This is a genomic window from Halomonas organivorans, from assembly GCF_014192055.1.
Lineage (GTDB): Bacteria > Pseudomonadota > Gammaproteobacteria > Pseudomonadales > Halomonadaceae > Halomonas > Halomonas organivorans.
Genome location: NZ_JACHXM010000024.1, coordinates 48605 through 68781 on the forward strand (window position 1 = coordinate 48605; position 20177 = coordinate 68781).

Sequence of the window (20177 nt, forward strand, 5' to 3'; positions counted from 1 at the left end):
ATGCAGGCCTGGCTCATGCGTGGGCCGCGGCTCGGCGGTTCATGGCTTGCTGCAGGGCGGCGAGCGTGTCATCGACCTGCCCGCGGGTGTGCTCGCAGGACAGGAAGAAGCGCAGCCGCGCGCTCTTCTCTGGCACCGCCGGGTGCAGGATTGGCTGCACGTTGATGCCGCGCTCGAACAGGTCGTGGGATAGCCCGGCGGCGAGCGGCGAGCTGCCGACGATCACCGGGACCACGGCGGCGCCGATGCTGTCGCCGACGTCGAGTTCGAGGGTATGGGCGCGTTCCAGGAAATAGCGCGATATGTCCTGGAGGCGCGCGATGCGCTCGGGTTCTTCGGCCATCAGCTCCAGCACCTTGAGGCTCGGCGCGGCGACCTGGGCGGGCATGCCGACGCTGTAGAGAAAGCCCGGTGCCAGGTGGCGCAGCGTTTCGACCAGGGCACGGCAGCCGGCGATGTAGCCGCCGCAGCCGGCCAGGGTCTTGCTCATGGTGCCCATCCAGATGTCGACAGCGGTCGCTGGCACATCGAAGTGTTCGCGCAGCCCCAGGCCGCGGGCGCCGAGCACGCCGAAGGAGTGAGCCTCGTCGACCATCAGCCAGGCCCGGTGGCGAGACTTGAGCTCGACGAAGCGCGGCAGGTCGGGCACGTCGCCATCCATGCTGTAGAGACCTTCGATGACGATCAGCACGCGTTCGAACTGGCCGCGATGGCGGCTCAGCAGGTCATCGAGGGCGGCGATGTCGTTGTGCGGGAAGGCGATGCGCTTGGCGCCGGAGAGCTGGGCACCCACCATGGCGCTGTTGTGGATGTACTCGTCGTGGAGGATCAGGTCGCGAGGGCCCAGCAGGTAGCCCAGCGTCGACACGTTGGTGGCATGTCCGCTGACGAACGCCACGGCGTCCTCGACGTCGTAGGCGTCGGCCAGGGCGCGTTCCAGCGCCTGGTGGATGGGGCGTTCGCCGGCGACCATGCGGCTGGCCGAGACCGAGCTGCCGTAGTGTGCCACCGCGTCGGCGGCCGCGCGGTTGACGCGAGGATCGCCGGAGTAGCCCAGATAGTTGTAGCTGGCGAAGTTGATGTAGTTGCGGCCGTCGATGGTCGTGGTGGCGCCCGCATTGCCTTCGTGCTGCTTGAAGAAGGGGTCCGTCAGGCCGAGCCGGCGTGCCCCTTCGCGCATCATGGCGATCTGCTGGTAGCCGGGATGATCCTCGAAGCGCACGAACCGCTCGGGCACTTGCTGGCTCGTTGCAACGTCGGTTGATGCGGCATCGCTCGGCTGCGGCCGGCTGCGCCGCCGTGAACGAGAGAGCAGCTGGCGCTTGAGATCGTCGCGGGCATGTTGACTCATGACGAGGCTACCTCCTTGGCGCCGTGACGTTCGGCGAGCGTCTCGATGTTGATGTCCTGGGTGTCGTCCTCTGCCGATGCGTCGCCCGACTGGGTCAGCTTGTTGATCAGCACGCCGGCCAGCTTGTCCAGGGTCGAGGCTTCGCTGAGCACCATGACGGGCACCTGGACGCCGAGGCGCGATTCGATGGCGGTCATCAGCTCCACCCCCATCAGCGAGTCGAAGCCCATCTCGTAGACCGAACGCTGAGGGTCGATCTTGTCTTCCTCGATCAGCAGGATGCCGGCAAGCTCAGCGCGCAGCAGGTCGACGATGGCCTCGTGCATGGCCTCCGGCGGCAGCTCGGCCAGGGCCTTGAGCAGGCTGTCGTCCTGGTCGTGGCGGCCGTCGTCTTCGCCGTGGCGGGCGATCTCCAGGAAGCGCGGCGCCTGGGCGGTGGGCAGGAAGCGGCTCAGGGCGCTCCAGTCCAGCTCCAGGATGCCGCGCGTTTCGCCGCCGTGGACGAGCAGTCGCTCGAGCTCCGCCAGGGCCATGGCGGAGGGCAAGGCGTTGCCGCCGAGGCGCTCCTGCAGGGCGTCGCGTGTCTGGGTGTTGCGGGCCAGGAAGCCGACGTCGTCGATGGCGCCCCAGCACACGCAGGTCGCCGGCAGCCCCAGGGCCCGGCGATGGCTGGCCAGGGCCTCGAGCCAGTGGTTGGCGGCGACGTAGCTGGCCTGGCCGGGGTTGCCGAACAGCGTGGTGGCCGAGGAGTAGAGCACGAAGAAATCCAGGGCAAGCTCGCGGGTGAGGTCGTCCAGATGACGGGCGCCGTCGATCTTGGGGGCCAGCACCCGCTGGATGCGTTCGGCGTCGAGGTTGCGGATCAGGCCGTCGTCGATGACCGTGGCGGCGTGCACGACGCCGCGCAGCGGCGGCAGCTCGGCCTTGGCTCGTGACAGCAGGGCCCCCAGGGCATCGCGGTCGGTGACGTCGCAGGCTTCGGCCCACACCGTCACGCCGCCGGCCTCGAGGGCGGCCACGCCGGCCTGGGCCTCCTCGCTGGCCGGGCCGCTGCGTCCGAGCAGGATCAGGTGCCGGGCGCCGCGTTCGGCCAGCCACTCGGCGGTGCGCAGCCCGAAGCCGCCGAGGCCGCCGGTGACCAGGTAGCTGGCGTCGGCGCTCAGCGCCAGCGGCGTCTCGGGCGAGACATGAGGCGCGTCGCCGGGCGAGCGTTCGTGGGTGACCACGACCTTGCCGATCTGCCGCGCCTGCTGCATGTAGCGGAACGCCTCGATCACCTGGTGGTTGTCGAAGGCGGTGTAGGGCAGGGGCGTGAAGGTGCCGTCGCGGAAGTGCTCCATCATTTCGCCGAACAGCTCGCCGGTCAGCTCGGGCAGCTCTTTCATCAGCTGGTCGGAGTCGATGCCGAAATAGCTGAGGTTGTTGCGGAACGGACGCAGCCCGATGGGCGTGTTCTCGTAGAAGTCGCGCTTGCCGAGCTCCAGGAAACGCCCGAACGGCCGCAGCACCCTGAGGTTCTGGTGGATGGCCTCACCCGCCAGGGAGTTGAGCACCACGTCGACCCCTTGCCCCTGGGTCTCCTCGAGGATCTCCTCGGCGAAGGTCAGGGCGCGGGAATCGTGGATGCGCTCCACGCCCATCAGGCGCAGGAAGTCGCGCTTTTCGTCGCTGCCGGCGGTGGCAAGGATCTCGGCCCCCAGCCACTGGGCGACCTGGAGCGCGGCGATGCCCACGCCGCCGGCGGCGCCGTGAATCAGTATCCGCTCTCCGGGCGCCAGGCGCGCCAGGTGCTTCAGCGCGTAGTAGACGGTGAAGAAGGTGGTCGGGATGGTGGCCGCCGCGGCGAAGCCGACGCCTTCCGGCAGCGGGGCGATGGCGTTGTGGCGGGCGATCAGCCGGTCGCTGAAGCTGGCCGGGCCGAAGCCGACGACGGCGTCGCCCACCGCGACGTTGGTCACCTCGGGGCCCACGGCCTCGACGATGCCGGAGAACTCCAGGCCCAGAGTCGGGCCGGCGAAGCCGTTCTCGATGGCCTCGTCGGACAGCAGGCCGAGGGTGTACATGACGTCGCGGAAGTTGAGCCCGGTGGCCTTCACGCGGATCTCGACTTCGCCGGCCTGCGGGGCGGGCAGGTCGTGACCCTTCCAGCGCAGGTGGCGAAGCTGCCCCGGGAGGTCGAAGCCGAGCGTCATGGCCTGGCGCCGGTTGCCGTCCTGATGGGCGCCGGGCGCGGGCAGCGGGCGCAGCCGGGTGGCGTAGCGCTGGCCGTCCTCGTTGAGCACGATTTCGGTCTCGCTGTCCGGGGTCAGCAGCTCGTCGAGCAGCGCCGCGAGCACCGGCTCCCCGATCTCGGCCTGTCCGTCAGCAGGGTCGCCGGCGGGAAGGTCGAGCAGGGTCAGCGTGAAGCCCTGGGCCTCGTTGGCCAGCGACCGGCCGAAGCCCCACAGCGCCGCATCCGGGCCGGGCACTTGCCCATTGCTCTGTGCTGACCGCTCACCACTCACTTCTGGCTCTTCACCGCTCACCCACATACCGGCCACGCCGCGGGTAACGAGCCACAGGCTCACGTCCTGGGCGTCGTCGAATGCTTTCGCCCAGTCGGCGGCCTGCTCGCAGCGTGCCTCGCCGCGCCGCAGGTCGACGATCCGCTGCGGGGAAGCAGCTTCAGGACTCGGCGGTGCGTCGGCGATGGTCGCCGTGGCGCCACGCTGTGCCAGGCCTTCGGCCAGCTGGTCGGCCAAGGGCCTGCCTTCGGCGTCGGCCACCAGCAGGATATCGGCGCCGGTGTTGGGGAGCTGAGGGCTCTTTTCCTGAAGCTGAGGGCTCTCTTCGCCTGGCTGAGGGCTCTTTTCTTGGAGCTGAGGGCTCTCTTCGCCTAGCTGAGGGCTCTTTTCTTGGAGCTGAGGGCTCTCCGCCAGGCGGGCATGCAACAGGTAGGCGCCGCGCTCGTCGTCTTGCGGCGATAGGCACTGTACGTCGCTGGCGCCGAGGCGTTTCAGCTGGTCGATCACGGCGTCGGGCTCGGTGACGCGGCGCGGGCTGGCGTCGTCGTCCAGCCCCGGCGTGGCCAGCAGGGTGTCGAGCCAGGCGCTGGGGCGGATGCCGACCAGCAGCAGTTCGGCGCCGGGGGCGAGACGCGACGCCACGGCGTCCAGCAGTCGTTCGACCTCGGCGGCATGGGTGACATCCAGGCTGACCAGCGCCAGCTGGGCCGACGGCAGCGACGGCGATGCCGCGCCATCGTCGAGCGGGTCGAGGGCCTCGACCGCGATCGTGGGGAAGCGCTCCTGCAGGCGCGCGGCGTGCTGATGGGCGGCGTCGCCCACGGTCATGGCGCGGTAGTCGCAGCGGTCGGGGTCGAACAGCGCGGTCAAGCGCTCCCCCAGCAGCGGCGCCGTGGGGCCGGCTTCGAGCACGCTCAGACGCTGGCCCTCGGGCAGTGCCGCGAGCACCGCCGGCAGGCAGTCGAGCAGGATATCGGCGATGGCACGCCAGCCACGCTCGCCGACCAGGCTCGCGGTGAGCGCGCTCAGGGCATCGGCCTCCAGGCCCACGTCGTCGGCTTGCGCCTGGCCCTTCAGCAGGGCGGGCAGGTGGCGGCCGAAGCGGCCGAGCCGCTGCAGGGGCGGGAAGTGTTCGGGATAGTCGCGCTGCAGCAGGCGCCAGATCTGCTCCGGGGCGATGGCGTCCTGCTCGTCGTCGGTGAACGTCCAGCCTTGTTCATCCGCGGCCAGGCGGCCGGCGTCGACCAGCAGGCGCAGCAGCTGGTCGATCAGCGGCCGGGCGTTGAGATGGGTGCCGACGAGCGTGCGGTAGTCGGCTCGAGTCAGAACGCCGTCATGGCAGGTGTCGCGCAGGGTGCGTTCGGCGAAGGCTTCGGCCAGGCCGTCGAGCAGCGGGTCCACTTCCTGGGCATAGGGCTGCGTCGCCTCGCCGCTAAAGGCATCGACCAACTGCGGCATGGCGGCATAGAGCGGCGACAGGTCGGGCGCCGCCTGGCGGCGCGGCGCCGGCGTCAGGCAGACGCCCAGATGGCTCAGGTGCGGCGTCTGGCGCGGCTTGAGGCGAATCGCCTTGAAGCGCGTCTCGCTGAGCACGGCGATCGCTCGACCTTCGGCATCGAACAGCTCGAAGTCGGCGGTGAAGGAGTGCGGCGCGCGCTTGAGCAGGCGGGCGTGCGTCAGGGCCGGGCGGGCGCCGTCGGCGCGCCACTGCAGGCGGCCGACGCGTACCGGGACGAAGGCCAGCCCTTCGTCGGTCAGGCCCTCTTGCGCCAGCAGCGGGATGAACAGCTGGAAGGCGCTGTCGAGGATGCCCGGATGCAGGTAGCCATGTTCGAGCTCGCGCTCGATGACCTCGGGGAGGTTGATCTCGCCGATCACGCTGTGGCCTTCCACCCAGCCATGGCCGATGGCCTGGAAGGCGGGGCCGTAGTGCAGGCCGATCGCCTCAGCCATGGCGAGATGGTCGGTGAGCCGGAAGTCCGGGTCGCGCTCGGGCAGCGCGGGAGGCCGGCGGCGCAGCTGGAAGCCGCGGCTCTGCTGCATGACCCGGGCGACGGCGTGGCGCTGCCATTCCTGGCCGGTGACCGGCTCCCGGGAGAGCACCTCGATGTGGCCGCTTTCCGGTGCCAGGCGGGTGCGGGTGCGGCGACCGTTGGCGCCGTCGAGCAGCAGCGGCGCCTGGATCTCCAGTTCCTCGATGTCGATGAGCTCGCTGTCGTGCTCGTGGCGGGCGGCGGCCAGCGCCAGTTCGAGGAAGCCGGCACCGGGGAACACCGCGCCTTCCCCGACGACGTGATCGGCCAGCCAGGGCAGGCGGCCGGTGTCGAGCTGGCTCTCCCAGGTATGCGACTGCTGGGCGAGGCGATAGCCGAGCAGCGGGTGCTCGTAATGGCGACTCAGCAGGCCTTGGCCATCGGTGGTGCCCTGCACCCAGTAGCGCTCGCGCTGCCAGGGATAGCGCGGCAGGTCGGCCAGGCGGCCCTCCACCGGGAAGTAGCGGTCCAGCGCCGTGGAGGCGCCGGACAGCAGCGTCTTGCCGGCGGCGTCGCGCAGGCACTGCTCGCCGGGGCGCTGGCGATCGAGGGTGTCGATGACCAGGCCCTGGCGATCCTTGTCGCGCAGGATCTCGTTGAGATAGCGACGCAGGATCGGATGCGCGCCGATCTCGATGAAGGTGTTGTGGCCCTGCTCGACCAGTTCGCCCACGGCGTTGCCGAACAGTACCGGCTCGCGAATGTTGCGCCACCAGTAGGTCGGATCGAGGCTGGTGCCGGCGAGCATGGTGCCGGTCACGGTGGAAACGAAGGGGATGGCGCCGGCGCTTGGCGCGAGCCCCTGCAGGGCGTCGATGAGGCCCTGCTCGATGCCATCCATCGCCGGGCTATGGAAGGCGTAGTCCAGCGGCAGGCGCTTGGCGAACACGCCTTCGGCGGCGAGCCGGGCTTCCAGCCGTCCGAGGCTGTCCGGCGGGCCGGCCAGCGTCGCGCCCTTGGGGCTGTTGATGCCGGCGATGACCAGCTCATTGAACTCGGGGAGCTCGAGCCAGGCGCCGAGGTCGGCCTCGCCGAGGCCCACGGCGGTCATCTCGCCGAGGCCACGGGTCTGGCCCTGGAAGTGGCTGCGGCGATGGATGACCTTGACCGCGTCGGCCAGCGACAGCGCGCCGCAGGCCCAGGCCGCGGCGACTTCGCCGACGCTGTGCCCGGTCACCGCGCTGGCCTCGATGCCCTGCTCGCGAAGCAGTTCGGTGATCCCGACCTGCACGGCGAACAGTGCCGGCTGGGCGATCTCGGTGCGCTGGAACCGCTCCTGCCCGTTGTGGCCTTCCAGTTCGGCCCGCAGGGAGAAGTCGCCGTGCTGCTGGAACAGCGCATCCACCTCGTCGACGGCGGCGGCGAAGCGGGGAGAGTGCTCGAGCAGGTCGCGGCCCATGGTCTCCCACTGGCAGCCGTTGCCGCTGTAGACGAAGACCGGACCGCTGGCGTTCTCGACGTGCTGGCCGAGGGCCAGTCGGCTGGTGTCGTCGGCCTCGGCGTAGGCCGCCAGGATGCGGGCCGCCTCCTGCCTGTCGTGGGCAAACAGCAGGGCACCCTCGGGGTGCCGTTCGCGGCGGTGCTGCAGGGTGTAGGCGATGTCGTAGAAGTCGTCGTCTTCGCGCTCGCGCAGCCATTCGGCCAGACGCCCGGCCATGGCTCTCAGCGCGGGGGCGCTTTTCGCCGAGAAACGCAGGGGCAGCGCGGCATCCACGCTCGGGGCGGGCGCGGGCACGACCTCCGGCGGGCTCTCCAGGATCACGTGGGCGTTGGCGCCGCCGAAACCGAAGGAGTTGACGCCGATGACCAGGCGCCCCTCCGGCTTGAGGGGGCGCGCCCTGGTCACGATGTCGAGATTCCAGCCGTCGAGGTCGATGCGCGGGTTGGGCGTCTTCAGGCCGATGGTCGCGGGCACCTCGCGGTGGCGCAGGCTGTACAGCGCCTTGGCCAGGCCGGCGGCGCCCGAGGCGGTCTCCAGGTGGCCGAGGTTGCTTTTCACCGAGCCGATGGGCAGCGGCGTGGCGCGGCGGGTGCCCAGTGCCTGGCCGATGGCGCGCGTCTCGATGGGATCGCCGACGGCGGTGCCGGTGCCGTGGGCCTCCAGGTAGTCGATGTCGTCCGGGGCGATGCCGGCCTTGTCGTAGGCCTCGCGCATCAGGGCGATCTGCGCCTCGGGGTTGGGCACGGTGAGGCCGGACTTGTGACCGTCGGTGTTCACCGCCGAGCCGGCCACCACCGCCAGGATGCGGTCGCCATCCTCCAGCGCCTTGTCGAGGTCCTTGAGCATGAACAGCCCGGCGCCCTCGGAGCGCACGTAGCCATCGCCATCGGCATCGAACACGCGGCAGCGCCCGTTCGGCGACAGCATGCTGGCCTTGGAGAACACCAGGAAGCCGTAGGGGTGCAGGTGCAGGCTGATGCCGCCGGTCAGGGCGGTGTCGGTCTCGCCGGAGCGAATCGCCTGGCAGGCCTGATGAAAGGCCACCAGCGAGGACGAGCAGGCGGTATCCAGCGACATGCTCGGCCCGTGCAGGTCGAAGAGGTACGACAGCCGGTTGGAGGCGATGCTGGAGGCGTTGCCGGTCGCGGTGGAGGCGTCGACGGCCTCCAGGTCGTCGGCCATGCGGAAGGAGTGGTCCAGGCTGGCGATACCGACGAACACGCCGCAGCGGCTGCCACGCATGTCGGAGGGCTTGAGGCCGGCATCTTCCATGGCTTCCCAGGCGAGCTCCAGGAGCATGCGCTGCTGGGGATCCATATGGGCGGCTTCGCGGGGAGAAATGCCGAAGAAGGCGGCGTCGAAGCCGTCGATGTCGCCCAGGCTGCCGGCGGCGAAGGTGATGCTGGTGCCCGGGTGTCGCTTGTTGGCGTGGAGGAAGCTGTCGTGGCTCCAGCGATCCTCCGCGACCTGGGTGACGAGATCCCGCTCGTCTTGCAGATCCTGCCAGAACCGTTCAGGGGTGGTGCCGGGAAAACGATGGGCGGCGCCGATGATGGCAACGCGTTTTGTCATGCTTGCTCCTGATGGTTCTGTTGCCGGCCTTCCGTGATCGGCGCCTGGCGGCTTGCGGCGAGGACGCTTTGCCACAAGGCCGCGCCCAGTTGATCGGCCCTTAGTGGCGTCTCGTCCTGGGGGCGACGTGGGCGGCGCGATGACCAGATGGTATAGGGCGTCTCGCCCACCGGTGCGCCGAAATGCCGATACGCGTTGGGCATGATCGGGACGTGGTCACCGTACCAGCACAGCATGCCGTCGCGCTCGGTACTGGCCAGCGTCTGGCGCAGGCCGGCGATCATGCGATCGGCGTTGCGCAGGTGGGCGAGGTAGCTGTGCAGCTCGCTGCCGTCCTCGGGCCAGGTGGCGACGTCCGGTGCCAGCTGGGCCAGGTCGGTGGTGGCGCCCCAGGTGTCCAGGTCCAGCGGACCATGGTTCTCCATGGTGATCACGAATACGAATAAAGGCTTATTATCCTGATCCTGCAGTAGCACGCCAACCATTTCGGCGACCGCCAGATCGCCGATGTATTGCCCGCAGCGGTCGTCGTCGGAGAAGGCGTCGATGTCCAGGAACTCATCGAAGCCGAGGTTCGGCATGACCTTGTCGCGGCCGTAGAAACTGGCCGGATAGGGATGCACGCAGACCGTGCGATAGCCCAGCTCGCGCATGGCGTTGGCGAGGCTCGGCACCGCGTGTTGGGTCAACTGGTGGTAGGGATTGAACTGGTGGATGCCAAGGGCCGAGCCTTCCAGGCCGGTGAGAAAGGCCGTCTCGGTGCGCACGGTGTTGGCGCCCCACACGGGAACCGACAGCCTGCCGTGCTGTGTGGCCGTCTCTTGCAGGGCGTCGTGATGTTCGAGCAGTTCGGGGGCGAGCCCGTCGATCCAACTGCGGGGGTCGAAGAAGGATTCGCTCTGCACCGCCACCACGTGGGGCAGCGTCTCCGCGGGGACGGGCTCCTCGGGAAGCGCGAACGCGGTGGCGTCGGGAGGTGTCCAGGGGCGGGCGGCGAGTCGCCCGTAGGCCCACAGGCTGGCGTACAGGCCCAGGCGTTGCAGGTCGTCGGCGGGGTTCAGCGAACAGCGGGGCAGGCGCGGCACGCCGAGCGCCAGCGCCAGCCCGGCGGGAACCACCAGCAACAGTTCGGCCTTCACGCTGGCGAGCAGCCCGTAGCGGCTCGCCGGCGAGGGTTCCAGCCACAGGAACGCGGCGATGGCGAGTGCGCCGGCGATGGTGGCGCCCAGGGCGAGCCAGATGCCGAAGAAGGGCACATAGAGGCGCGGATGACGAATGGCATCCACGAAGTACTCGAAATCGTGGCAGATGAAAGGCTCGCGCAGGGTGTCCCACTTGGTGTTGCTGGACTGCACCACGACCAGCAGCAGCGACAGCACGAAGGCCATCGCGAACCACGGACGCTGCAGGACCAGGGTGAACAGGCCGAACAGCAGCGTCCAGGTGGCCAGCTCGACGATCCAGGTGCTGGCATGGCGGCGCCAGGCTGGGGGGACGCGCGGGCGCAGCAGCCGTTCCATGGCCTGGCCGATGGCCAGGCCCGCCAGCCAGGGTAGCAGCAGGGACACGATCATCGGCGCCTCCCGTAGCCGGCCAGTTTCAGCAGCCGCTGGGAGATGCCGGCCGGCAGCACGGCCAGCCACCAGCAGCCCCAGTTGAGGGGAAAGGGAAAGCTGACCCTGGCGCGCCTGGCGGCAATGCCACGGGCGATGCGCGTGGCGGCCCGCTCGGGCGTCATCTTCCAGGGCTTGGGGCCGGGCATGGCGTCGCACATCGCCGAGCTGACGTAGCCTGGCATGATCACGCTGACATCGACGCCGCGCGGCGCCAGCCAGCCGCGCAGGCCCTCCGCATAGGCCTTGATGCCGGCCTTGCTGGCGCTGTAGCTGGGCGTCAACGGCAGGCCGTGCCAGGCCGCCAGCGAGCTGAGGAACACCAGATGGCCGCTGCCGCGCTCGATCATGCGCGGGGCCAGGTGATGGGCCATCGCCATGGGGCTGAGCAGGTTGATGTCGAGCAGCCGGCGGGAGGCGTCCCAGTCCTCCATGGGCTGGCCCTTGGCGGCATGGGTATTCTGCCCGGCGTTGGCGATCACCATGTCGGGTAGCGGCAGGCCGTCGAGCCAGTGGGCCAGGGCCTCGTCGTCGGTGAGATCCGCATCACCGAGGGTGACGGCGGCGCCGGCGGCCCGGCATTCGTCGCCCAGCGAGCCGAGCCGTTCCAGGCGGCGGCCGTGGAGGATCAGGTGGGTGCCCGGGGTGGCATAGTGCCGGGCCAGCGCGCTACCGATGGCACCGGTCGCGCCGGTGATGAGCAATGTGCGGTCAGTGGCTTGCGACGTCACAGCAGGGCCTCCAGGGGGGATGTCTCGGCTTCCAGCCGGCGGGCGACGTTGTCGATCGCCAGGGCCATGCCGGTGCGACAGTAATAGCCGCCGTTGAGCTGGGTGGTGTGCATCACGACCTTGTGAAAGCAGCGGAACAGGGTGTCGTCGGGTGGCGTGGCGTGGCGCCAGAAGTCGTCCAGGTCGCCTTCGAAGGTGAGTCCCGGGAGCCGGTAGATCGGCTGGCTCAAGGCGATGGTGGGACAGCGATGCTCGAGGGCCACGATGCCTGAGGTGCTGTTGACGGTGACGGTGCCCCGAGCGGCGGCGAGCAGGGCGTTCAGATCGCCCGACTCGAGGTAGACGATGCGCTCTGCCACGTCGTAACGCTGGGCGAGGCGTCGGATCTTGCCGGCGTAGTCCTCGAGCCCCATGTCCAGGGGGTGGTTCTTGATGCACAGCAGGCTGTCGCTCGGCGCGCTGCGAGCGAAGGACGCCATGACGCACTCGATGACCTCTTCCATGTTCGAGAACGGCGAGTGATGGCGGATCTGGGCGTCGCCGTTGAGCTGCAGCGGGAGGACGTAGAACGGGGTCCTGGCCTCGACCAGTCGGGCGATGCGGGCGGCGTCTCGACGCTTCCACCAGCGTAGCTGGGTGAGTCGCTTGAGATAGCCGGCATATTCGATGGGGGCCGTGACCGGTGCGTGGTTGCGGTAGTGCGGGGCGAGCAGCGGGTTGCCCAGCCCCGCCAGGTGGTAGAGCACGTCGTGGCCGGCACGCAGCCGGAAGGGCGAGCGGAAGCGTCGGGGAGCTTCGGGCGCCGGTAGGGCGGCCGCGGCGTCGCGGAACCAGTCGGCGTCCAGCGGCAGCAGGGAATGGCCGTTGACGCCCTCGCGTTCCACGGTGACCCAGAACGGGCGGAAATAGCCCTCTTCCAGGATCTGGTTGCGCACGCCCTGGCGGCGTGCGTCGCGAATCGCGGTTCGATGAACGGGCCTTTCGTCGCCGAAGATCACCTGGTCGGTCACGTCGCATTGCTGGCGCAGGGTGTCGAGAAAGGCCGGCAGTTCGCTCAGCTTGCCCCGGAACAGGTGGCTCTTGCCGCTCTTGGGTGACCAGTAGGCGAGGTCGCCGCCATTGAAATGAACCTTGGTGACACGGTGCCCATCCTCGGTCAATCGTTGGCCGAGTTGCTGGAAGAAGGGCGAGCATACGCCCTGCAGGAACAGGAAGGAGCGTCGTGATGAGGTCAAATCAATGCTTTCCGATGAAAATGTTGCGGTAATGGCGATAGAGACGCGTCTTCCACGCGAGCCTGCGGCCCCGGGCGCGCTGCTGCTCCAGCAGGGCAATGGCCGTCTCGGCGTTGCACAGCTGGCGGCTGCGCGGGTCGACGTACAGCGGATAGAGGATGAGGGTGGCGGCCACCAGTTCGTCGAGCGTCAGCTGCCGGCCGCGCCGCTCGCAGTGCAGCCGGTCTTCGGTCAGCCCCCATCCCGCATAGAAGGGCAAGCCGTAGGTCACCACCTTGCGCTCGCGCAACAGTCCCTCGAAGCCGGCCAGCGAGCACATGGTATGAATCTCGTCGACGCTGTCCAGCAGGGCGGCGATATCGGCATGGCGTGCCTCGATGTCCACCAGCGCGCGGGCGACGTCATCGAGCTCGCCGATGCGCGCGCCTGACGTCACGTCGGGATGCGGCTTGTAGATGAGCAGGGCATCGGGATTGGCCCGGCGCACGGCCCGCACCAGGTCGCTGTTGGTGCGCACGTCATGGGTGGCGTGGGCAATGGAGGCATCCGACTCGACCTGGCCGGGCACCAGTAGCCGGCGCTGGCCGTCGGGCATCGCCGGCAGCGGCTCGCCGGCGACGTTGTACTTGGTCAGCTTCAGGCTGAGCAGGCGCTGGCGAAGGGCGGCGGCTCGCTGACGCAGTGGGTCGTCGAAGCGAGTGTGCTGGAGCAGCGCCTCCAGGTCGCTGGGTTGGCCCGCATCGTAATAGATGCCCCGGGCATCCAGGACCAGGGACAGCGGCCGCGTGAGGTCGACGCCCAGCCCCACCGAGCGCACGAAACCGTCTTCCATCCGCCACAGTGGCGTGCCGCGCTGCCGGCAGGCTTGCTCGCTGCCCGGCGGGGTGCGGCTGGCCCAGCTCAGCACCCGCTCTCCGGTGATGGCGCCCTCCGGCGGCTGTCCGCGGCGACGATGGCGGTACGTCGATTCGGCGCCGAGAAAGTCGGGGACGAATCCGCGCTTCCAGCCCGACAGCTCGTAGGTGACCCAGCGTCCGGCCAGGCGCTCCTGCTGGCGCTTCTGGTCGGCGATGAGGTCGATGGTGGCCTCGAGCGTCGTGGCGCTGCCGGTGTAGGGGTTGGCGTAGCGGGCGTAGCGCAGGTAGGCGGCGGCGAACAGCTGGCGCAGGGTGCGCGGATGGCCTCGGCGAGGGCAGTCGATGCGGTCTTCGGTCAGCCCCCAGCCGGCGTAGAACGGCATGCCGTGACAGACGACGCGCTTGCCGGCGAGCAGCGCCTCGAAGCCGAGCTGGCTGGTGACCACATGCACGCTGTCCACGGCATCCAGCAGGGCCCAGGGATTGAGGTCTTCGCCGATCAGTCGGCAGCGCGGGTGCCGAGCCGCGTCGGCCAGGTGGCCATCCTTCTTGCCGGCGATGACGTCGGGGTGAACCTTGACCAGGATCTCGGCGTCGGGATGGGCGTGCAGCACTTCATCCAGCATGCGACGAAAGCTGTCGGCATTGGCCAGCCCCGCCGGAATGGAGGCGTCGCCGGCCGTCTGGTCGACCACCAGCACGCGCGGCGTCGCTGTATGTTCCAGCGCGCGGTCCGGGGCGTGGTTGTACTTGGAGAGCCGCAGTTGCCGGAGTTGCGCCATGCAGCGGTCGGCACGCTCCAGCTCCGCCTCGTCGAAACGGGCCTCCAGGATCAGTTGCTCGAGATCCGACGGGCGGGTCGCGTCGTAGTAGATGCCGCGATGATCGACGACCAGGCTATGCGGCGCATGGCCTTGCACGCCGAGTCCCCAGGAGCGCAGGAAACCGTCCTCGACGGCGACGTAGGGGCGTTCGTGACGTTCGGCCAACCGCCGGGCAGGCGCCGCGCTGGGCTTCAGCCCCCAGCCCAGGATGGCATCGGCGCGGCGCACGCGACCTCGGCGCAGGAGAGCCAGGTCGTCGAATTCGGTGAGGCAGGCTCGCAGCGTCGGCAATTCGAGCATTCGTCGCGTGGCGACGAGCGCCTGGCGCCTGCTGGTGGTGGAAGCGTCGCGTTGCGGAGCCAAGGGTCGTCCTTTCTGTGCTCATTCAATCCTTGTGTCGGCGGGCATTGTACAGGTATCGCCGTGCGTCGGCATGACGTCGCGCGCTCTGTGACGCGTCATCCTCCGCGACAGCCTGGGCGTGAGGTAGAATTCTCGCGTACGGTGTGTCGCTGCCGTACCGAGTGTCATCAGGCATTCAGCGTCACCCTGGCACTGAGTGCCATCGCTGTACCAAGTGGTATCACTGGGAGTAAGAACCATGACGTCTACTGTCTTGATCACCGGCGCCAATCGCGGCGTCGGCCTGGCGCTGGCGCGTCACTATCGCGCGGCGGGGTGGGAGGTCATCGGCGTTTGCCGCGAGGCCTCCTTCGAGCTGGCCGAGGCAGCGTCCCGGGTCATCGAGGGCATCGATGTGACCCGGGAGGAAGATGTCCGGAAACTGGCCGAGGCGTTGGAGGGGCAGTCTCTCGAGCTGTTGATCAACAATGCCGGCATGCTGCACGACGAGGCGCTGGGCGAACTCGACTTCGACGCCATTCGAGCGCAGATGGAGGTCAATGCCTACGCGCCGCTGCGGGTGGTGGAGGCGCTGCTGCCGTGCCTGGGCGAGGGCGCCAAGATCGCCAACATCACCAGCCGCATGGGATCGATCGCCGACAACGATTCCGGGGGCCGCTATGGCTATCGCGCCTCCAAGGCGGCCTTGAACGCCTTCGGCAAGTCGCTGGCCGTGGACCTGGCGCCGCGGGGCATCGCCGTCGCGCAGCTGCACCCGGGCTACGTTCAGACCCGCATGGTCAACTTCGGAGGCCTGATCAGCCCCGAGGAGGCCGCGACGGGGCTGGCCGAGCGCATCGAGGCGCTGACGCTGTCGACCAGCGGCGGCTTCTGGCACAGCAACGGCGAGCCCCTGCCGTGGTGATATCCGACCAATCGGCCGGGGGCGTCTTCGTCGCCCCCGGGCTGCGTGAGCGCCTGATGGCGGGCGTGGAGACCATCGGCGAGTCGGTGCTGGCGATCTATCGGCGCGGCTTTTCGGTCGAGACCAAGGCTGACGACAGCCCGGTCACCGAGGCCGATATGCTGGCCCATCATGCCCTGGACGATCTGCTCGCCAAGCTGACCCCCGGGGTGCCGGTGCTCTCCGAAGAGTCGACGGTCGCGCCCTATGCCGTTCGTCGTGGCTGGCGCCGCTACTGGCTGGTCGACCCGCTGGACGGGACCAAGGAGTTCATCAAGCGCAGCGACGACTTCACGCTGAACCTGGCGCTGGTCGAGGACGGCGTGCCGGTGTTCGGCATCGTGCATGCGCCGGCTCTCGGCCTGAGCTGGTGCGGGCAGGTCGGCGATGGGGCCTGGCGGTGCGAGGCTGGTGAAGAGAGGGCGATCCGGGTCCGCCCGCTGCCGGCTCCGGATGAGACGCCCTGGCGCATCGTGGGCAGTCGCTCGCACGGGCTGGCGGCGCTGACGGCCTTCCGCGCGCGATTGCCGGATCATGAGTTCCTCTCGCGCGGGAGTTCACTGAAACTGTGCCTGGTGGCCGAGGGCGTCGTGGATCTCTATCCCCGCTTCGGGCCGACCTGCGAATGGGATACGGCGGCGGGCCAGGCGGTGGTGACGGCCGCCGGCGGCGAGGTGCTGGCGGCCAGGAGCCTGCTGCCGCTGCGCTGCAACCGCCAGGCGTCGCTGCTCAATCCCGACTTCATCGTCTGCGGCCACCGAGACGCTCGCTGGGAGCAGGCGCTGGCCGCGAGCCTGGCCGAGGCCGATGGGAGCGGGGACGGGAGCTGAGAGGGGGCTGAGAGAGCGTCCGAGTCGCCTCAGCGCGGCGTTCTGTCCTGGTCCTTTTCGCCTTTCGTTGTGCCGGGCGGGGCGCCATTACTGTCGGGGGCGCCGTTGCCTTCGGGCGAGCGTAGATAGGCGATCCAGTAAACGCCGGCCACCAGCAGGCTGCCGCCGACCACGTTGCCGACGGTCACCGTCGCCAGGTTGAGCGCCGCACCGCCGACCGACACGCTCTCCGGCGCCAGCCACCAGCCCAGCGGCAGGAAGCACCAGTTGGCCACCGAGTGCTCGAAGCCCAGCGCCACGAAGGCGGTGATCGGCAGCAGGATGGCGAGGATGCGGTCGCTGACGCTGCGCCCGCCCATGGCCAGCCACACGGCCAGGCACACCAGCACGTTGCACAGTACGCCCCGGGCGAAGGCGGCCAGCGGTGACAGCGAGGCCTTGGCGGTGGCGATCCCGATCAGGGTCTCGCCCAGTGCGCCGCCGTCGAGCGATGGCAGGTCGGCCAGCAGGGCGAGCCCCACGGTGCCCAGGCAGCCGACCACGTTGCCGAGATAGACCAGTGCCCAGTTGCGCAACAGTTCGCGGCCGCGGATCTCGCCGCTGGCCCAGGCCATCGCCAGCAGGTTGTTGCCGGTGAAGAGTTCGGCCCCTGCGACCACCACCAGCACCAGTCCGAGGCTGAAGCTCAGCCCGCCGAGCAGGCGTGTGACGCCGAAGCCCAGCTCGCTGCCGGTGATCACCACGGCGAAGAACAGCGCGCCCAGCGAGATGAAGGCGCCGGCGAGGACCGCCAGTACGCCCAGCGTGAGGGTGTCTGCGCGGGCCTTGGCCACCCCCATGCGGGTGACGCGATGGGCGATCTCCCGGGGCTGAAAGGCGTCGCCGAAGAGAGGGGCCTTGTCCATGGTGGCTGGCCTCGTGATCGAGAAAAGGCGTCTCTCGACACTATAGTCACTGAGGTGCGTTACCCAGGCCACCGCGGTCGTGTCACCCGGATCACCGCTGCCCGGCGCTCCGTTCCGGGCGGCCGGATATCGACCGCTGTTCGATATCCCGATGGACGCAAAATTTTCATCCACTCGTCACCTACCACCCTCCTGCCTTTGGACTATGGTATAGGTCCATTGATGGTCAGCCGGAGGCGGTCACATGTGTCATGTACAGGTCGAGCGGCTTCCCTTGCATCAGCTGAACCAACGCGGCGCTGCCGCTCCCGACGTGGTGTTCGTCGTACCCCGCGGCGAGTCGCTGCGCGGCGTCGGGCTGGATCCGCGGCGCGGCATCTTCCTGATGCTGCAGTCCGGTGCCCGGCTCTATCCCCTGCATGATGTCAGCCGCGGCGACGACATCCTGAGAATGCGCATCCTGGCGGTGGACGTCGACGACGCCGGGGATCCCCGAGTGCTCGATTTCGTCACCGATAGCCTGGGGTTTGCCCTCGGCGCCGCCGTCTAGCCCCGGTTCGGGGCCTGTCCCAGGCTCGATCCCCTGGGGTCGCCGATATCCCTGGCCTGTCCCGACTTCCTTTATCCCCGCCACGGCGACGGCCCGGGACTCGACGCCCTGGCCATGCGCTAGAGACGCGCATGCCGCTGCCCTGCCAGGCCGTCATTCGTTTGGAGCGTGAACGCAGCCTCGTGGTGTATTGTCCATGCTTGGACTGACATCATCTCGAGGAGCTTTCTCATGGACGTGATTCGTATCATCTTTGCCATCCTGCTGCCCCCGGTGGGCGTCTTCCTGCAGGTCGGCCTGGGCCTGCACTTCTGGATCAACATCCTGCTGACCCTGCTGGGCTACATTCCCGGCATCGTGCATGCGGTGTGGATCATCGCCCGGCGCTGACGATAACGATGTAATGCCGATCTTCCCTCATTCGATTCCGTCGCCGGCGTTGGCCGGCGGCGCTGCAAGAGCGATCGCCGAGCACAGCGGGCGAAGGGTCGAGACAGGACGAGGGGGCTGGCGGTACAATCCGCACCACATTCACACCCACCATCACCCGGGATACCGCGCCGAGCGAGTAGAGGGGTGAGGATACAATCGCACAGAGCCCCAATGTCAGACGCCACCCAGGCCCGTGAAACCGGGCTTCGCAGGACCTTTGCCATCATCTCGCACCCCGACGCGGGCAAGACCACCATCACCGAGAAGATGCTGCTGTTCGGCAACGCCATCCAGATGGCAGGGTCGGTGAAGAGCAAGCGCGACGATCGTCACGCCACCTCCGACTGGATGAAGATGGAGCAGGAGCGCGGCATCTCGGTGACCACCTCGGTGATGCAGTTCCCCTACGGCGGACGCGTCGTCAACCTGCTCGATACGCCGGGTCACGAGGACTTCTCCGAGGACACCTACCGGACCCTGACCGCGGTGGATTCGGCGCTGATGGTCATCGACGGCGCCAAGGGCGTCGAGGACCGCACCATCAAGCTGATGGAGGTCTGTCGGCTGCGTACTACCCCGATCCTGACCTTCGTCAACAAGATGGACCGCGACATCCGCGACCCCATCGAGGTGATGGACGAGGTCGAGGAGGTGCTCAACATCCAGTGCGCGCCCATGACCTGGCCGATCGGCATGGGGCGCCACTTCAAGGGCGTCTATCACCTCTACAACGACGTCATCCACCTCTACACCCAGGGGCAGGGCAACCGCATCCCCGACGACAAGCGCATCGAAGGCCTCGACAGCCCCGAGGTCGACGAAGTGCTGGGCGAGGATGCCGCCGAGGAGCTGCGCATGGAGGTCGAGCTGGTGCGCGGGGCTTCTCACCCGTTCGACCTGGAAGCCTACCGGCGCGGCGAGCTGACCCCGGTGTACTTCGGTACCGCCATGGGCAATTTCGGGGTGCGCGAGATGCTCGACGGGTTCGTCGAGTACGCGCCGTCTCCCCAGGCTCGCGAGACCGACCTGCGCCAGGTGGAAGCCGAGGATGGCCGCTTCACCGGTTTCGTGTTCAAGATCCAGGCCAACATGGACCCCAACCATCGCGATCGCATCGCCTTCCTGCGGGTCTGTTCGGGCAAGTACGAGAAGAACATGAAGATGCGTCACGTGCGGATCGGCAAGGACGTCAAGATCGCCGATGCGCTGACCTTCATGGCCTCGGACCGCGCCCACGTCGAGGAGGCCTGGCCCGGCGACATCATCGGGTTGCACAACCACGGCACCATCCAGATCGGCGACACCTTCACCCAGGGCGAGGACATGCGCTTCACCGGCATTCCGCACTTCGCCCCGGAGCTGTTCAAGCGCGTGCGTCTCAAGGATCCGCTGCGCATGAAGGCGCTGCAGAAGGGCCTGCAGCAGCTGTCCGAGGAAGGCGCCACCCAGGTGTTCATGCCGATGGACAACAACGACCTGATCCTCGGCGCCGTGGGTACCCTGCAGTTCGACGTGGTCGCCCACCGCCTCAAGGAAGAGTACAAGGTCGACTGCATCTACGAGGGGATCAACGTCCAGACCGCCCGCTGGGTCTACTGCGACGACGCCAAGATGCTCGAGGAGTTCAAGCGCAAGGCCAGCCAGAACCTCGCCATCGACGGCGGCGGTTACCTGACCTACATCGCCCCGACCCGGGTCAACCTGCAGATGACCCAGGAACGCTGGCCGGATATTCGCTTCAATCCGACGCGGGAGCACTGACCCGGGCTTCGCCCGGAGCTGTAAGTTATAAGCTTGAAGTCATAAGCTGGAAGCTGGAAGAAAACCCGGCCGGGCTTTGCCCGGAGCTGGAAGAACGCCCGCTTCGCGGGCTTAAGCTTGAAGAAAACCCTTGACCTGATGATGGCGGGGTTCATGCTGTCTTCCAGCTTCCAGCTTCCAGCTTCCAGCTTCCAGCTTCCAGCTTCCAGCTTCCAGCTTCCAGCTTCCAGCT

At 68.5% G+C, this 20177-nt stretch carries 12 protein-coding genes; 5 read left to right on the plus strand and 7 right to left on the minus strand.

Features of this window, described 5'->3' with window-relative positions; translation table 11 throughout:
- Positions 1–13 precede the first annotated feature (13 nt).
- Genes FHR96_RS17440 through FHR96_RS17460 form a run of 6 tightly spaced genes read right to left on the minus strand, consistent with a single transcriptional unit; the run spans position 14 to position 14524 of the window.
- Positions 14–1351 (minus strand): aminotransferase class I/II-fold pyridoxal phosphate-dependent enzyme, encoded by a 1338-nt coding sequence (locus FHR96_RS17440; protein ID WP_183389005.1) that lies wholly within the window; start codon positions 1349–1351, stop codon positions 14–16.
- Positions 1348–8901: a type I polyketide synthase gene (locus FHR96_RS17445; RefSeq protein WP_183389006.1), complete on the minus strand. Its 7554-nt coding sequence runs from the start codon at positions 8899–8901 to the stop codon at positions 1348–1350. The genes FHR96_RS17440 and FHR96_RS17445 overlap by 4 nt, the downstream gene beginning before the upstream one ends.
- The gene (locus FHR96_RS17450; RefSeq protein WP_183389007.1) at positions 8898–10475 is read right to left on the minus strand and encodes an LTA synthase family protein; all 1578 of its coding nucleotides are present in this window, start codon (positions 10473–10475) and stop codon (positions 8898–8900) included. The genes FHR96_RS17445 and FHR96_RS17450 overlap by 4 nt, the downstream gene beginning before the upstream one ends.
- A complete protein-coding gene (locus tag FHR96_RS22490) occupies positions 10472–11245 on the minus strand; it encodes an SDR family NAD(P)-dependent oxidoreductase (RefSeq protein ID WP_343066376.1) in 774 nt (257 codons plus the stop codon). Before FHR96_RS22490 ends, FHR96_RS17450 begins: the two co-directional genes overlap by 4 nt.
- Complete coding sequence (locus FHR96_RS22495) at positions 11242–12480, minus strand: capsule biosynthesis protein (RefSeq protein ID WP_246393015.1); 1239 nt, start codon at positions 12478–12480, stop codon at positions 11242–11244. The genes FHR96_RS22490 and FHR96_RS22495 overlap by 4 nt, the downstream gene beginning before the upstream one ends.
- Position 12481: 1 nt before the next feature.
- Entirely contained in the window at positions 12482–14524 is a 2043-nt protein-coding gene (locus tag FHR96_RS17460) for a capsular polysaccharide biosynthesis protein (RefSeq protein ID WP_343066377.1), read from the minus strand.
- A gap of 238 nt (positions 14525–14762) precedes the next feature.
- On the opposite strand from FHR96_RS17460, the gene FHR96_RS17465 reads away from it, so the two are divergent.
- Complete coding sequence (locus FHR96_RS17465) at positions 14763–15428, plus strand: SDR family oxidoreductase (RefSeq protein WP_183389008.1); 666 nt, start codon at positions 14763–14765, stop codon at positions 15426–15428.
- On the plus strand, positions 15422–16297 hold the full coding sequence (gene cysQ / locus FHR96_RS17470) for a 3'(2'),5'-bisphosphate nucleotidase CysQ (protein ID WP_343066378.1): 876 nt from the start codon (positions 15422–15424) through the stop codon (positions 16295–16297). The genes FHR96_RS17465 and cysQ overlap by 7 nt, the downstream gene beginning before the upstream one ends.
- 29 nt (positions 16298–16326) lie before the next feature.
- Here cysQ and FHR96_RS17475 read toward each other — a convergent pair whose 3' ends face one another.
- Positions 16327–17202 carry a formate/nitrite transporter family protein gene (locus tag FHR96_RS17475; RefSeq protein ID WP_183389009.1) on the minus strand — a complete coding sequence of 292 codons (876 nt, stop codon included), beginning with the start codon at positions 17200–17202 and terminating at the stop codon, positions 16327–16329.
- Positions 17203–17446: 244 nt separating this feature from the next.
- Here FHR96_RS17475 and FHR96_RS17480 point away from each other — a divergent pair, with 244 nt between their 5' ends.
- From FHR96_RS17480 to FHR96_RS17490, 3 genes are all read left to right on the plus strand, one after another.
- Complete coding sequence (locus FHR96_RS17480; protein WP_183389010.1) at positions 17447–17752, plus strand: hypothetical protein; 306 nt, start codon at positions 17447–17449, stop codon at positions 17750–17752.
- A gap of 231 nt (positions 17753–17983) precedes the next feature.
- Positions 17984–18142 (plus strand): YqaE/Pmp3 family membrane protein, encoded by a 159-nt coding sequence (locus FHR96_RS17485; protein ID WP_183389011.1) that lies wholly within the window; start codon positions 17984–17986, stop codon positions 18140–18142.
- Between the two features lie 213 nt (positions 18143–18355).
- Positions 18356–19945 carry a peptide chain release factor 3 gene (locus FHR96_RS17490; RefSeq protein ID WP_183389012.1) on the plus strand — a complete coding sequence of 530 codons (1590 nt, stop codon included), beginning with the start codon at positions 18356–18358 and terminating at the stop codon, positions 19943–19945.
- Positions 19946–20177 lie beyond the last annotated feature (232 nt).